The following is a 15,495-nucleotide window of genomic DNA, read 5'->3' on the forward strand; positions in this document are numbered from 1 at the left end:
TCCTTAGCGTTGTAAAAAGGCTTGCCAGTGACCGACCACTTCCGTCAACTGCTGGCGATTAACATCGAGATGCATGACCAGACGCACGACTGGCGAGGCGTTGATCAACACGCCGCGAGCCTGCATGAATTCGCCGAGCGCCCGAGCCTGCTCCTCGCCGACGCGTACGAACAGCATGTTGGTATCGTGACGCATCACATCAGCGCCGACGGCGCGTAGCTGTTCCGCCATCCACGCGGCGTTGTCGTGATCCTCCTGCAGACGGGCTACGTTATTCTGCAGAGCGTACAGACCGGCAGCGGCCAGAATGCCTGCCTGACGCATCCCGCCGCCGACCATTTTACGCCAGCGAATGGCGCGGCGGATGTACGCTTCGCTACCCAGCAGCAGAGAACCGACCGGCGTACCGAGCCCTTTTGACAGGCAAATGGTGAACGAATCACAGTACTGCGCGATATCGCGCAGCTCGCAGCCGTACGCTACAACGGCGTTGAAGATACGCGCGCCATCGACATGTAGCGCCAGATTGCGCTGGCGGGTGAACGTCCAGGCCTCTTGCAGATAGCCGCGCGGCAACACCTTACCGTTGTGCGTATTCTCCAGGCTTAACAGGCGGGTGGGGGCGAAATGGATATCGTCGGGCTTAATTTTGGCCGCGACTTTATCCAGCGGCAGCGAACCGTCCGCCGCGGCATCGATCGGCTGCGGCTGAATACTGCCCAACACCGCTGCGCCGCCGGCTTCATACAGATAGTTATGCGCGCCCTGGCCGACGATGTACTCTTCGCCGCGCTGGCAGTGGCTAAGCAGGCCAACGAGGTTGGCCTGGGTGCCGGTAGGCAGAAACAGCGCCGCCTCTTTGCCTGCAAGCTCAGCGGCATAGCGCTGGAGTTCATTGACGGTTGGGTCGTCGCCATACACATCGTCCCCGACTGGGGCGGCCATCATGGCCTCCATCATGGCGCGCCCGGGGCGAGTTACGGTATCACTGCGAAGATCTATCACGGCATATCCTTGTTCTGATTCTGGGTGATAGCATTGTTTTACCTGAGCCAGTTGGTTTTCGCCAGTTCGATCACTTCATCGCCGCGTCCGCTGATAATCGCCCGCAGCATATACAGGCTAAATCCTTTGGCCTGCTCCAGCTTAATTTGCGGCGGGATCGCCAGCTCTTCCTTCGCTACCACTACATCGACTAATACCGGACCGTCGGTGCTAAAGGCGGTCTGCAGCGCCTCATCAACCTCAGAGGCTTTCTCGACGCGTATCCCTTTGATCCCGCAGGCTTCGGCAATGCGGGCGAAATTAGTGTCGTGCAGCTCGGTACCGTCGGTCAGATAGCCGCCGGCTTTCATCTCCATCGCTACAAAGCCGAGAATGCTGTTATTAAAAATAACGATTTTCACCGGCAGCTTCATCTGTGCCAGCGACAAAAAATCCCCCATCAGCATGCTGAAACCGCCATCGCCGCACATGGCGATGACCTGGCGATTCGGCGCGGTCGCTTTGGCGCCAATAGCCTGCGGCATGGCGTTGGCCATCGAGCCGTGGTTAAACGAACCCAACAGGCGGCGCTTGCCGTTCATCTGCAGATAGCGCGCCGCCCAGACGGTGGGGGTACCGACGTCGCAGGTAAAGATCGCGTCGTCGTCGGCAAAGCGGCTAATCTGCTGCGCCAGATACTGGGGATGGAGCGCTTTTTCGCTGGGTTTGGCGAGATCGTCAAGCCCTTTACGCGCTTCGCGATAATCCTCCAGCGCTTTATCGAGGAAGCGACGATCGGTTTTCTCTTCCAGCAGCGGCAGCAGGGCTTTCAGGGTCGATTTGATATCGCCCACCAGCGCCATGTCGACCTTACTATGCGCGCCGATGCTACCGGGGTTGATGTCGATCTGAATAATTTTGGCGTCGGTAGGGTAGAACGCGCGATAAGGGAACTGGGTGCCGAGCAGGATCAGCGTGTCGGCGTTCATCATGGTATGGAAACCGGAAGAGAAGCCGATAAGCCCGGTCATGCCAACATCGTAAGGATTGTCGTATTCGACGTGCTCTTTCCCGCGCAGGGCATGGACGACAGGGGCCTTAATTTTTGCCGCAAACTCCACCAGCTCCTGGTGCGCGCCGGCGCAGCCGCTGCCGCACATCAGGGCAATATTACTCGAGTATCGGATCAGCTGCGCCAGCTTGTGCAGCTCTTCATCCGCCGGAGTGACCGTGGGCTGCGGAGCGTGATACCAGTGGCTGCTGGCGCTTTCCGGGGCCGGTTTCAGCGCCACGTCGCCGGGCAGGACCACCACCGACACGCCGCGGTTAATCACCGCCTTACGCATGGCGATAGCCAGCACTTGCGGAATTTGCTCCGGTGTGGAGACCAGCTCGCAGTAGTGGCTACATTCGCGGAACAGCTCCTGCGGATGCGTTTCCTGGAAATAACCGCTGCCGATTTCGCTCGACGGAATATGGGCGGCGATAGCCAGCACCGGTACGTGGTTACGATGGCAATCAAACAGACCGTTAATCAGATGAAGGTTGCCAGGCCCGCAGGAGCCGGCGCACACCGCCAGCTCGCCGGTGAGCTGTGCTTCCGCGCCGGCGGCAAAGGCGGCGACCTCTTCATGGCGGGTCGGCATCCATTCGATGGTACCCATGCGGTTTAAGCTATCGCTCAAGCCGTTGAGGGAATCCCCGGTCACTCCCCAAATACGTTTCACGCCGGCCTGTTCAAGCGTTTTGGCAATATATGACGCTACGGTCTGTTTCATGGTTTTCCATCTCCTTTTTGTGATAACGCTATCAAGCTTAGATGAAACTACAGGTTACGTTGCCAATTGCCCCTTATTTTTCGCTGGTTTTGTTGGCGGAATATTGGGCATACTCTGGGATCACACAGGGTGTAAAACAGGAAGCACATCAAATGGTTAAGGGATTGTTAAACGTAGTAAATAAAACGCTGTCGCATGAAGATGCCGGTAAACTCTTGTTACGACTTGCCGTTGGCGGCTTAATGTTGTTTCACGGTCTGCATAAGCTCATCGACGGCGTGGATGGCATTAGCGGGATGCTGGTCGCGAAAGGGCTACCGGGGTTCATTGCCTACGGCGTGCTGGTGGGGGAAGTCGTCGCGCCTTGTTTACTTATTCTTGGCGTCTTGACGCGCCCGGCGGCGCTGGTGCTGGCATTTACCATGGCGGTGGCCTGGCTGATGGTTGGGACAGGAAAGACATTTGCGCTGGATGCCGTCGGTGCATGGGCGATTGAAAGCCTGGTCTATTTCTTTATAGGCGCGTTAGCGATTGCGCTATTAGGGGCTGGGCGTTATTCGTTGGCCGGTCAGTCGGCCTGGCGGTAAAAAAGTGCCGGATGGCGGCATTAATGCCTCATCCGGCCTACGGTCCGTGCGGCCTGCCTTTAATTTATTCACCATGCTGGCTGACACTACTGGTGCTGGTGATCTCAAAATCCCCCGGTGGCGCTACCGCTTACCGGGGCTACAGCACGATGCGATTTGGTAGCCCGGAGAAGGCGCAACGCGCCGCGTCCGGGAAAACCCTTAAAAAAGTTGCAAACCGATAACAGTGCGGCCTGCCTTTAATTTATTCACCATGCTGGCTGAAACTGTCGGTGTTGGCGGCCAGAGCCCGGGGGTACAGGGGGCGGCGGCGACTGGCCGCCCCCTGTGCGCTCCCTGCGCCATGAGGGGCATAACGCAGAAGAAATATCGGAGCGCAATGTGCTCAGAATTAACACAAAGCACATGTTTTCCCCGACCAAAACCGTTGCAAACCGATAACAGTATCTACGGGCCTGTAGCCCCGGTAAGCGTTAGCGCCCCCGGGGATTTTAAACTCAGGCGAGAACCAGATCGCTCTGCGGGTGGCAGGAGCAGGCTAGCACGTAGCCGTCGGCGATTTCGGCATCGGTCAGCGTCATGGTGCTGGTAACGCGATATTCGCCGGCAACCACTTTGGTTTTGCAGCAGCCGCAGACGCCAGCGCGGCAGGCGACGGTCACCGGTACTTTATTGCTCTCCAGCGCTTCCAGCAACGTGGTGCCGACCGGCGCGTAGAACGTTTTCGCCGGCTGCAGCTTGGTGAATTTCAATCCGTCGGTAGCGGCTTCCGCCACCGGGGTAAAGAACTTCTCTTTAAAGAAACGCGTCACGCCAAGCGCCGTCACTTCTTGTTCGACCATCTCCATATAAGGCGCCGGGCCGCAGGTCATCACGGTGCGGCTCGCCAGGTCCGGGACGCTTTGCAGCAGCTCGCGGGTGAGACGACCGGCGACGAAGCCCGACGTCGCGTCGTGTTCCGCTACCAGCGTCACCGGATACTGACGCCACTCTTCGGCAAAAATCACATCTTTCGGCGAGCGCACGTTAAAGATAACCTGCACATCCGCCTGCGGACGATACTTCGCTAACCAGCGGCGCATCGACATAATCGGCGTCACGCCGCAGCCGGCGGCCAGCATCAGAAAACGATCGGTTGTTTTATCTTCACAGGTAAACTCGCCCATCGCATCCGACAGCCAGATATAGTCGCCGCGTTTCACATCGCGGGTTAACCACTGTGAGCCTGCGCCATCGTCAATACGACGAACGGTCAGCGTAATGTATTCACTGACCCCCGGCGTTGAGGAGAGGGTGTAGGCGCGCAGCGTATCCGCCGAATGGCGTACGCTGACCAGCGCGTACTGTCCGGCGCGATAGGGATAGTAGTCGTGGCACAGCAACGAAATGGTCCACACATCAGGCGTTTCCTGCTGAATATGATGAACCTGCATCCGCCACGGGCACTGATCGGTTGGCATTGTCATGCGGTGACTCCTTATGCGCTCAGCAACTGCTGCATATCTTGTTCTACGGTGGTGACGGAACGCAGACCAAATTTCTCGTTGAGGATAGCCAGCAGGTCCGGGGTGAAGAAGCCTGGCGCGGTCGGACCGGTGACGATGTTTTTCACCCCCAGCGACAGCAGCGTCAGCAGGATGACGATGGCTTTTTGTTCGAACCAGGAGAGCACCAACGACAGCGGCAGATCGTTTACGCCACAGCCCAGTTTTTCCGCCAGCGTTACCGCGAGAATAATCGCCGAGTAGGCATCGTTACACTGACCGGCGTCAACCAGACGCGGCAGGCCTTCGATATCGCCGAAATCCAGTTTGTTGAAGCGGTATTTACCGCACGCGAGGGTCAAAATCAGGCAGTCGTCCGGTACGCTGGTAGCGAAATCGGTGAAGTAGTTACGTTCGCCGCGCGCGCCGTCGCAGCCGCCGACGAGGAAGATGTGACGCAGTTTTTCACGGCTAACCAGATCAATCAGCGTATCCGCCGCGCCGAGCAGCGTCTGGCGACCGAAGCCGACGGTGATCAGATGCGGGATTTCGCTGTACGGGAAGCCGGCCATTTGCTGCGCCTGGGTGATAACCGGGGAGAAATCTTCGCCTTCCAGATGATTAACGCCCGGCCAGCCGACGATGCTGCGGGTCCAGATGCGGTCGTCGTAGGCGCCGACGGTTGGGTCGATGATGCAGTTCGAGGTCATCACGATGGGGCCCGGGAAGCGGGCGAATTCAACCTGCTGGTTTTGCCAACCGCTGCCGTAGTTGCCAATCAGGTGTTTGAACTTACGCAGCTCCGGATAACCGTGCGCCGGCAACATTTCACCGTGGGTATAGACGTTAACGCCGGTGCCTTCAGTCTGCTCCAGCAGGTTATAGAGATCTTTCAGGTCGTGTCCGGAGATCAGGATGCACTTACCTTCGGTGGCTTTAACGTTGACCTGAGTCGGCGTTGGGTGACCATATTTCGTGGTTTCACCGGCGTCGAGGATACTCATCACTTTGAAGTTCATCTGGCCGATTTCCATCGAACACTCCAGCAGAGCGTTCATATCGGCAGGCCAGGTACCCAGCCACGCCATGATTTTATGATACTGGGCGTAAATGTCGTTGTCGTACTGACCGAGGACGTGCGCGTGTTCCATATAGGCCGCGGCGCCTTTCAGGCCGTACAGGCACAGCAGGCGCAGGCCGAGGATATTCTCGCCGATCGCGGCCTTGTCTTTATTTGGCGTATAGTCCGCCGCCTGACGCTGCAGATCGCCGAGATCATCGCTGACCAGTTGCAGATCGGCTACCGGGCTGTCGACCGAAGCGTTGGCATCAATATTCAGGCATTGCGCTTTCAGCGCCTCGCGCATGGCGATCGCCTGACGGGCGTAACCAACGATACGCGGCGAGTCGAAGTTCACGTTGGTCAAAGTAGAGAAGAACGCGCGCGGGGCAAAATTATCCACCTCATGATCGATGATGCCATATTCACGCGCTTTAACGGCCCATGCGGACAGACCCTGCAGAGAAGCAATCAACAGATCCTGCAAATCAGAGGTCTCAGCGGTTTTACCGCACATACCCTGCGCGTAAGAACAGCCATTTCCTGCCGGCGTACGGATAGTTTGTTCACATTGCACACAAAACATGATCACACCTTTTAAAGTTATATTTTAGATACATGTTTAAGGTTATGCCTGTGGCTGTACGGAGAAAAGGTATTTCTGACACAACTTAAAGGGAGATTGATTTAGCGCAATTTTGGCGGTAGGGAATCTACCGCCACGGGGGATCAGGCTGAGAAGAACGCCATCAGTACCGGCACCAGCAGACTAAGGATAAAACCGTGTACGATAGCTGCAGGGACGATTTCTACGCCGCCGGAGCGCTGTAGCACCGGTAGAGTAAAGTCCATTGAGGTTGCGCCGCACAGCCCAAGCGCGGTGGAGCGGCTACGCAATACCATGCCGGGGATCAGCATAATAGCCAGCAGTTCGCGGGCCAGATCGTTAAAGAATGTCGCGCTGCCAATGACCGGGCCATAGGATTCGGTCATCAGGATCCCGGAAAGGGAGTACCAGCCGAAGCCGGACGCCATCGCCAGACCGGTTTTAATGGGCAGGCCAAGAATAAGGGCATTAATCACTCCGCCAAATAATGAGCTGGCCGCGACCACTACCGCGACAATCATTCCGCGGCGATTAAGCACAATTTGCCGTAATGTCATTCCATTATTACGCAGCTGAATACCGATAAGGAATAACAAGAAAATTAACGTATATTCGCTGGCTTCAGTCGCGTGTTGTAAAAATGAGAGGCCGCTTAACCCCAGCAGGAAACCAATTAGTACGACGCCAAGCAGCTGCAGCGACTCGAGAGCCATCGCCAGGCGCGAGGGTAATTTTTCCGGACGATGCTTGACCCGCCACGGCATTTTTTTATCCAGCCATAGCAGTGCGGCAATATTGCACAGAATAATAACCACAATGCTTACCGCGGAGTAATGCAGTATCGATAACAGATTGCTGCTGAGATTATCGAGGAAAGCAAGGCTAATCCCCATGAAAAAGAGGATCACGTAAACAATCCAGCTCAGCAGCCGGGTAATCAGTTTAAGTGCGGAAGGGTGACGCAGCGGAATCAGATAGCCGACAATCAACGGCAGCAGAATGATTAATAGTCCCGAAAACATGAACGGCAAGGTCCTTGCAAATTAAGAATAGCGCCAATGACACTACCCAATTCGCCAGGCCGAGTAAAGCTGTCGGCAAAAAGAAAAAGCCCGGCGTCGCCGGGCTTCTCGCGAGGGTTAATCGCGTTTTTCGAGCAGGGTACGATACAGTACGCCGCCGAGGATACCGCCGATAATTGGCATCACCCAGAACAGCCACAGCTGTTGCAGCGCCCAGCCGCCCTGGAAGATAGCCACCGCGGTGCTACGCGCCGGGTTAACGGACGTATTGGTCACAGGAATGCTAATCAGGTGGATAAGGGTCAGCGCCAGGCCGATAGCAATCGGCGCAAAGCCCGCCGGGGCGTTTTTATCGGTCGCACCGTGAATGACCAGCAGGAATCCGCAGGTCAGCACGATTTCGATAACGATAGCGGACAGCATGGAGTAGCCACCCGGAGAGTGTTCGCCGAAACCGTTTGAAGCGAAGCCGCTCGCTGCAGCGTCAAAACCGGCTTTACCGCTGGCGACAACATACAGCACCGCGGCGGCAATAATACCACCGACAACCTGGGCGATAATATAACCAATGACGTCTTTAGCCGGGAAACGACCGCCAGCCCACAGACCTAACGTCACCGCCGGGTTAAAGTGACCGCCGGAAATATGGCCCACGGCGAACGCCATGGTTAATACGGTTAAACCAAAGGCTAAAGCCACGCCGGCAAAACCAATTCCCAATTCCGGGAAAGCCGCCGCCAGCACTGCGCTGCCGCAGCCGCCGAATACGAGCCAGAATGTGCCAAAGCACTCTGCTGCTAATTTTCTGAACATAACCACCTCAAATAATAATGTAAACGAACACGTTATGACGTGCCGGTCTTTATTTATCGACGCAAAGGATGACGATAAAAATAAAGCGTCGCTATTTTAGGGACGAACGCCACCCTCGGACTAGTTAAATAAATTGATGTAATTTGATTTAGAGCAATGAGATGATTTTCCTTTCACCATGCATGATTTATGCAAGTGTAGAACACAATGCTGAAAAATAAACTACTACCGAAGATGAATTAATTTATTAATTATATGAAATCAAGAGCCGTTACCTTACAAACTCATTCATTTCTGGATTCAATTATCGGCCAGCGACGCTGGGGGTGCCATGTCGTGTGCGTCTCGCTATACTACTGATTACTGAAGGAGAATGTGGGCCAGGCGGAGGGGATATGCATCTTGAGCGTGTAGAGATCGTCGGATTTCGCGGTATCAACCGTTTATCGTTGATGCTTGAGCAAAACAATGTGCTGATCGGCGAAAACGCCTGGGGTAAATCCAGCCTGTTGGACGCTCTGACGCTGCTGTTATCGCCGGAATTTGACCTGTACCATTTCGTGCGCGATGACTTCTGGTTTCCACCTGGCGATATTCAGGGACGCGAGCATCATCTGCATATCATTTTAACTTTCCGTGAAAATGAACCCGGGCGCCATCGCGTGCGCCGTTTTCGTCCGCTTAGCGATTGCTGGGTGCCCTGTGATGACGGCTATCAGCGCATTTTCTATCGCCTTGAGGGTGAGCTGGCGGATGACGGCAGCGTGATGACCCTGCGTAGTTTTATTAACTGCCAGGGAGAGGCGCTGGAGATGCAAGATATCGACGAACTGGCGCGCCACCTGGTGCGCTTAATGCCGGTATTGCGCCTGCGCGACGCACGCTTTATGCGCCGAATTCACAACGGTACCGTGCCGCATTCGCCGCAAATTGAGATCACCGCCCGTCAGCTGGATTTTCTCTCCCGCGAGCTGGTTAATCACCCGCAAAATCTCACCGACGGGCAAATCCGCGAAGGGCTGTCGGCGATGGTGCAACTGCTAGAACATTATTTCGCCGAGCAGAGCAGCGCGCAAAGCCGCAATCGCCTGATGCGCCGCCGTTCTCATGACGAACAACGCAGCTGGCGCTATCTCGATATTATTAACCGAATGATTGATAAACCCGGCGGACGCAGTCATCGGGTGATCCTGCTTGGGCTGTTCTCCACTTTATTACAGGCGAAGGGAACCGTCCGACTCGATCGCGATGCGCGGCCGCTGCTGCTGATTGAGGACCCGGAAACGCGTCTGCATCCGATCATGCTCTCGGTCGCCTGGCATTTATTGAATTTGCTACCGCTGCAGCGAGTGACCACGACCAATTCTGGCGAGCTGTTGTCGTTGACACCGGTTGAGCAGGTGTGTCGCCTGGTGCGTGAATCGTCCCGCGTCTCGGCGTGGCGGCTCGGTCCCGGCGGGATGAATGCGGAAGATAGCCGCCGCATTGCGTTTCACATTCGCTTCAACCGCGCCTCATCGCTGTTTGCCCGCTGCTGGTTGCTGGTGGAAGGCGAAACGGAAACCTGGGTTATCAACGAACTGGCGCGCCAGTGCGGGCATCATTTCGATGCTGAAGGGGTGAAGGTGATTGAATTCGCCCAATCCGGGCTCAAGCCGCTGATTAAATTCGCCCGCCGGATGGGGATTGAATGGCATGTGCTGGTAGATGGCGATGAGGCCGGTAAGAAGTATGCCGCTACGGTCCGTGGGCTGCTCAACAATGATAACGAACTGGAACGGGTGCACTTAACCATGCTTCCGGCAATGGACATGGAACACTTTATGTATCGTCAGGGGTTCGACGATGTCTACCACCGTGTGGCGCAGATCCCGGAGAATATGCCGATGAACATGCGCCGGGTGATAACAAAAGCCATACATCGTTCGTCAAAACCCGATCTGGCGATAGAGGTCGCGATGGAGGCCGGGCGGCGGGGAGTAGACGCCGTCCCGACGTTACTGAAAAAGATGTTTTCCCGCGTGCTGTGGCTGGCGCGTGGGCGCGCTGATTAGGGGCGGCAGCAAGCGACGCTCTGTTGCTGTAGGCTATCCAGTAAGGCATAACGACGGCGGTATTCCGCTCGTTTTTTACTGGCAATCTCTTCCATTGGTTTACGCGGCATGACCAGCGGCAGTTGGAAATCGCCGCTCGCCAGCGGATGCGCGCCTAACGATTGCCAAAAACTATCGTAATCCGCATGCAGTAATCCCTGTTTTTTCTTGCGATAGCGAATACTGCGATAAATATGTGTGGTATTGCTCACTGCCTGCAGGCGCTCAACAGAGAATGATTGCCCCATTGACATCGCCGCTTCCACCAGCAGTCGTTTCGGGAACAGTCCATGACAGGCTTTAGTCGCATCTTGTATCAACTGATGCGATACATTTGCTTTGGCACCTTGAAGCCCGCCAATCCACATGACGCGTTTGCCTTCCAGTCGACAAAGCGTAAAGGTGAGTTCGGCAAGTACGATATCTTCTTCTGTCACGAAACTTAGCGTGGCTTCGCCTTCCTTATCGAGATTCGGCTCAGCGCGCAGCACAATACGAAACTGCCGATCGTCTTTACCGCTGATAGTCGCCAGCAGGGTTCCCGCACGTGATAAATACCCATTTAGCGCCAGCGGTGTCAATTGTTCACTCATAGCTTGATAGTGGAAATTGAGCGCATCCAGAATCTGCTGTTGGCTGCAATTTACCGACAACCAGGGACGATGCAGTCGGCAGGGTAAACCCGGCTGTACGTTAAGCATGGCCGGAAGCTGAGGCTGACGCGCCAGGTCGTTTAATAATTGCGCGGTGGCAAATGGCTTCATCAATGAACGTAAAATAAACTTGCGGCGGTATGCCGGGTTACGCCAGGCACGTCCCGGCGTTATCTCTCCGCTGGCGAGACGGCAGAAAAGTTTCCAGCCTGTTTTAGGTTGCGATAGTTCGGAATCTGGATTTTCAGCGATTGAAGACATGATCATTCCTGGTTCTGTTATTTTTTCGCCATTTCATCATCCCCCCGATTAACACCGCTTAAACAAAAATGAAGGATTGCTAAAAATTAAGTTCTGTTGTCACGCGGTTTAGATAGAATCATCGTCCGAGCTGCGGGGAAAAGATCAGGAATTTTTTTATGACATTGAATGGAAAACGCAGGAAAGTCTGGTGGCTGTTGGCGTTAGTGGTAGTGATAGCGGCCATCTGGGGATGGCGCATTCTTAACGCGCCGTTGCCGCAGTATCAAACGCTGGTGGCGCGCAAAAGCGATCTGCAGCAGAGCGTTCTGGCGACGGGCAAATTAGATGCTCTGCGTAAAGTCGACGTCGGCGCCCAGGTCAGCGGCCAGTTGAAAACGCTGCGCGTCAATATTGGCGATAAAGTGCAGAAAGACCAGCTACTGGGGGTCATCGATCCGGAGCAGGCGGAAAACCAGATTAAAGAAGTCGACGCGACGCTCATGGAACTGCGCGCGCAGTTGAAACAGGCGCAGGCCGAACGCAAGCTCGCGCAAGTAACATTAGCGCGCCAGCAGCAGTTGGCGCAGCGTCAGCTGGTTTCTCGCCAGGATCTGGATACCGCCGCCACCGATGTGGCGGTGAAAGAGGCGCAAATCGGCACCATCGAAGCGCAGATCAAACGCAACCAGGCGACCCTCGACACCGCGAAAACCAACCTCGACTATACGCGTATCCTGGCGCCGATGTCCGGTGAAGTGACGCAAATCACCACCCTGCAGGGACAGACGGTGATTGCCGCCCAGCAGGCGCCAAACATTCTGACCCTGGCGGACCTCAGTACCATGCTGGTCAAAGCGCAGGTTTCGGAAGCTGACGTGATCCATCTTAAGCCGGGACAAAAAGCCTGGTTTACGGTACTCGGCGATCCTCTGACTCGTTACGAAGGTACGCTGAAGGATATTCTGCCGACGCCGGAAAAGGTCAATGATGCCATATTTTATTATGCGCGTTTTGAAGTCCCTAACCCGCAGGGGATCCTGCGTCTTGAAATGACTGCGCAGGTGCATATCCAGCTAGCGGAAGTGAAAAACGTGATTACTATTCCCCTCAGCGCGCTGGGCGACGCCATCGGCGATAACCGCTATAACGTGCGCCTGCTGCGCAACGGGGAAGTGAAAGAGCGTGAAATCGTTATTGGCGCGCGTAACGATACCGATGTGGCGGTGGCGAAAGGGCTGGAAGAGGGCGATGAGGTCATTATCAGCGAAAGCACGCCCGGAGCGACAAAATGACGGCGCTGCTTGAACTGCGTGATATTCGCCGCAGTTACCCCTCTGGCGACGGTGAAGTTGACGTGCTTAAGGGGATCACCCTTAGTATTGCCGCCGGGGAAATGGTGGCGATCGTCGGGGCTTCAGGGTCCGGGAAATCGACGCTGATGAACATCCTTGGCTGCCTTGATAAGCCCACCAGCGGCACCTATCAGGTTGCCGGGGTCGATGTGGCGCATCTGAGCGGCGAGGAACTGGCCAGGCTGCGCCGCGAGCACTTCGGCTTTATTTTCCAGCGTTACCATCTGTTATCGCACCTCACGGCGGCGCAAAACGTCGAGGTCCCTGCTATTTATGCCGGCAAAGAGCGCCGGATTCGTCTTGAACGGGCGCGAGATTTACTCACCCGATTAGGTCTGGGCGAGCGAGCGGAATACTTCCCGTCGCAGCTCTCCGGCGGCCAGCAGCAGCGCGTGAGTATCGCGCGCGCCCTGATGAACGGCGGTGAGGTGATCCTCGCCGATGAACCGACCGGGGCGCTGGATAGCCGCTCAGGCGAAGAGGTTATGGCCATCCTGCATCAGCTAAAGGCGCAGGGGCATACGGTGATTATCGTCACCCACGACCCGCAGGTCGCGGCTCAGGCGGAGAGAATCATCGAGCTGCGCGACGGTGAAATTGTGCGTAACCCGCCGCCGTCATCGCCGGAGAAAGGCGGCGTGCTTCGCGCCGAATCCCGTGCGGAGCCTTCCGTCTGGCGTCAGTTCAGTAGCGGTTTTCGCGAGGCGCTGGTGATGGCCTGGCGGGCGATGGCGGCGAATAAAATGCGTACGCTGCTTACTATGCTCGGCATCATTATTGGTATCGCTTCGGTGGTCTCTATTGTGGTGGTTGGCGATGCGGCGAAACAACTGGTCTTAGCCGATATTCGCGCTATCGGCACCAATACCATCGACGTTTACCCCGGCAAAGATTTTGGCGATGACGATCCGCGTTATCAGCAGGCGTTAAAATATGATGATCTGCTGGCAATTCAAAAACAGCCGTGGGTGAGCTCTGCGACGCCGGCGGTATCGAAAAGCCTGCGCCTGCGCGCCAATAATATCGATGTGGCCGCCAGCGCCGAAGGCGTTGGCGCGCAATATTTCAATGTTTACGGTATGACGTTCAGCGAGGGAAATACGTTCAATGAGCTGCAGCTGAATAGCCGGGCGCAGGTGGTGGTGCTGGATAGCAATGCCCGCCGCCAGCTATTTCCTCACAAGGCGAAAGTGGTTGGCGAGGTGATTTTGGTCGGTAATATGCCGGCGACGATTGTCGGCGTGGCCGATGAGAAGCAATCGATGTTCGGCAGCAGCAAAATTCTTCGCGTCTGGCTACCTTACTCCACGATGGCCGGACGGGTGATGGGGCAATCGTGGCTAAACTCGATAACCGTCCGCGTGCAGGAGGGCTACGATAGCGCCACCGCTGAACAGCAGCTGGTGCGATTGCTTGAGCTCCGCCATGGCAAAAAAGATGTTTTCACCTGGAATATGGACAGTGTCTTGAAAACGGCGGAAAGGACCACACATACTTTACAGCTGTTCCTGACCCTGGTGGCGGTGATCGCGCTGGTCGTCGGCGGAATTGGGGTGATGAATATCATGCTGGTTTCAGTGACGGAACGTACCCGTGAAATCGGCATCAGAATGGCGGTTGGCGCCCGGGCCAGGGATGTTCTGCAGCAGTTTCTTATTGAAGCGGTGCTGGTTTGTCTGGTGGGCGGCGCCATCGGCGTGAGTTTATCGTTGATGATTGCGTTCATTTTGCAACTGTTCTTACCCGGTTGGGAAATCGGTTTTTCGCCGCTGGCACTATTGACCGCATTTTTATGTTCGACGTTGACCGGGGTGCTGTTTGGCTGGTTGCCGGCGCGTAATGCCGCGCGATTAGACCCTGTGGATGCGTTGGCACGAGAGTAAGGTGATAAAAATGCCAGTCAGAAGGACTGGCATTTTATTAGCAGGATGTACACAATGAAGCAAAAGAGTTATGCAGCCGTTTCTGCTTCCACAGGAACAATCACGCTGGCGTGATTGCCTTTCGGCCCCTGGTGAACATCAAACCGAACGGATTGCCCGGCTTTTAGCGTTCTGTAACCATCCATCTGGATGGTGGAGTAATGGGCGAAAATGTCTTCGCCGCCGCCCTCAGGGCAAATGAAACCGAACCCTTTGGCATTGTTGAACCACTTAACAGTACCCATTTCCATACTTCGACATCCTTCGTAAATCTTTATAAGTAAGATGGAATGAACCGGTAGGGAGTCACGAGTTGTACAATTGCTCGCCAACTCTCGCCAGTACAATTTAGAGAAATACGGAAATGCGTCAAGCAATTGACGAGGGTGGACGGTGAAAAATGCGTCAAAATTTGAAGCAGTTAACGCTATTGCTGGGGAATGTGACAGGCGTCGCGGATGGAAGCAATAGATGATAGTTATCTATGATCTATTGTAGATTTGTAACGTGCATAACCTCAGATCATCGACAGGCCGCGGCCTGTTGGCAACAGCAACCGATGACGAACATTGACGATGAGTAAGAGAGATTGGCTGGACTTCGATCAACTGGTAGAAGATGAAGTTCGTGATGCGCTTAAACCACCATCTATGTATAAAGTGATATTAGTCAATGATGACTACACTCCAATGGAGTTTGTTATTGACGTGTTACAAAAATTCTTTTCTTATGATGTAGAACGTGCAACGCAACTGATGCTCACGGTTCACTATGAAGGTAAGGCGATTTGCGGCGTTTTTACCGCCGAAGTTGCGGAAACCAAAGTCGCTATGGTGAACCAGTATGCCAAGGAGAACGAGCATCCATTGCTGTGTACGCTAGAGAAAGCCTGATTAC

At 55.2% G+C, this 15,495-nt stretch carries 13 protein-coding genes; 5 read left to right on the top strand and 8 right to left on the bottom strand.

The window, feature by feature from the left end:
- Nucleotides 1-3 precede the first annotated feature (3 nt).
- Both ltaE and poxB read right to left on the bottom strand, forming a co-directional pair.
- On the bottom strand, nt 4-1,005 hold the full coding sequence (gene ltaE, locus ABLU80_RS00745) for a low-specificity L-threonine aldolase (RefSeq protein ID WP_015704864.1): 1,002 nt from the start codon (nt 1,003-1,005) through the stop codon (nt 4-6).
- Between the two features lie 38 nt (nt 1,006-1,043).
- Entirely contained in the window at nt 1,044-2,762 is a 1,719-nt protein-coding gene (gene poxB / locus ABLU80_RS00750) for a ubiquinone-dependent pyruvate dehydrogenase (RefSeq protein ID WP_015704865.1), read from the bottom strand.
- A gap of 152 nt (nt 2,763-2,914) precedes the next feature.
- Here poxB and ABLU80_RS00755 point away from each other — a divergent pair, with 152 nt between their 5' ends.
- Entirely contained in the window at nt 2,915-3,349 is a 435-nt protein-coding gene (locus ABLU80_RS00755; protein ID WP_046883514.1) for a DoxX family protein, read from the top strand.
- A 497-nt stretch (nt 3,350-3,846) separates the two neighbouring features.
- On the opposite strand, the gene hcr is transcribed toward ABLU80_RS00755, so the two are convergent.
- The 4 genes from hcr to aqpZ form a co-directional block, all read right to left on the bottom strand.
- Nucleotides 3,847-4,815, bottom strand: a complete 969-nt coding sequence (gene hcr / locus ABLU80_RS00760) for an NADH oxidoreductase (RefSeq protein ID WP_032714158.1) — start codon at nt 4,813-4,815, stop codon at nt 3,847-3,849.
- An 11-nt stretch (nt 4,816-4,826) separates the two neighbouring features.
- Complete coding sequence (hcp, locus tag ABLU80_RS00765) at nt 4,827-6,479, bottom strand: hydroxylamine reductase (protein WP_015704869.1); 1,653 nt, start codon at nt 6,477-6,479, stop codon at nt 4,827-4,829.
- Nucleotides 6,480-6,622: 143 nt separating this feature from the next.
- Nucleotides 6,623-7,522, bottom strand: coding sequence for a lysine exporter LysO family protein (locus ABLU80_RS00770; RefSeq protein ID WP_015367501.1), 900 nt, complete (start codon nt 7,520-7,522; stop codon nt 6,623-6,625).
- A 117-nt stretch (nt 7,523-7,639) separates the two neighbouring features.
- Nucleotides 7,640-8,335: an aquaporin Z gene (gene aqpZ, locus ABLU80_RS00775; protein ID WP_015367500.1), complete on the bottom strand. Its 696-nt coding sequence runs from the start codon at nt 8,333-8,335 to the stop codon at nt 7,640-7,642.
- A gap of 395 nt (nt 8,336-8,730) precedes the next feature.
- On the opposite strand from aqpZ, the gene ABLU80_RS00780 reads away from it, so the two are divergent.
- Complete coding sequence (locus ABLU80_RS00780) at nt 8,731-10,389, top strand: ATP-dependent endonuclease (protein ID WP_047080663.1); 1,659 nt, start codon at nt 8,731-8,733, stop codon at nt 10,387-10,389.
- On the opposite strand, the gene ABLU80_RS00785 is transcribed toward ABLU80_RS00780, so the two are convergent.
- Complete coding sequence (locus ABLU80_RS00785) at nt 10,386-11,342, bottom strand: VirK/YbjX family protein (RefSeq protein ID WP_015367498.1); 957 nt, start codon at nt 11,340-11,342, stop codon at nt 10,386-10,388. The two genes, ABLU80_RS00780 and ABLU80_RS00785, sit on opposite strands and share 4 nt — an antisense overlap.
- Before the next feature lie 158 nt (nt 11,343-11,500).
- On the opposite strand from ABLU80_RS00785, the gene macA reads away from it, so the two are divergent.
- Nucleotides 11,501-12,616 carry a macrolide transporter subunit MacA gene (macA, locus tag ABLU80_RS00790; RefSeq protein WP_015367497.1) on the top strand — a complete coding sequence of 372 codons (1,116 nt, stop codon included), beginning with the start codon at nt 11,501-11,503 and terminating at the stop codon, nt 12,614-12,616.
- Complete coding sequence (macB, locus tag ABLU80_RS00795; RefSeq protein ID WP_047080664.1) at nt 12,613-14,559, top strand: macrolide ABC transporter ATP-binding protein/permease MacB; 1,947 nt, start codon at nt 12,613-12,615, stop codon at nt 14,557-14,559. The genes macA and macB overlap by 4 nt, the downstream gene beginning before the upstream one ends.
- A 68-nt stretch (nt 14,560-14,627) precedes the next feature.
- Here the strand turns inward: macB and cspD are convergent, their stop codons facing one another.
- Nucleotides 14,628-14,849 (bottom strand): cold shock-like protein CspD, encoded by a 222-nt coding sequence (gene cspD, locus ABLU80_RS00800; RefSeq protein WP_015367495.1) that lies wholly within the window; start codon nt 14,847-14,849, stop codon nt 14,628-14,630.
- 324 nt (nt 14,850-15,173) lie between these two features.
- On the opposite strand from cspD, the gene clpS reads away from it, so the two are divergent.
- Nucleotides 15,174-15,491: an ATP-dependent Clp protease adapter ClpS gene (gene clpS / locus ABLU80_RS00805; RefSeq protein WP_015367494.1), complete on the top strand. Its 318-nt coding sequence runs from the start codon at nt 15,174-15,176 to the stop codon at nt 15,489-15,491.
- Nucleotides 15,492-15,495: the final 4 nt, after the last annotated feature.

This window comes from Klebsiella sp. CN_Kp104 (assembly GCF_040064515.1).
Classification (GTDB): Bacteria; Pseudomonadota; Gammaproteobacteria; order Enterobacterales; family Enterobacteriaceae; genus Klebsiella; species Klebsiella aerogenes.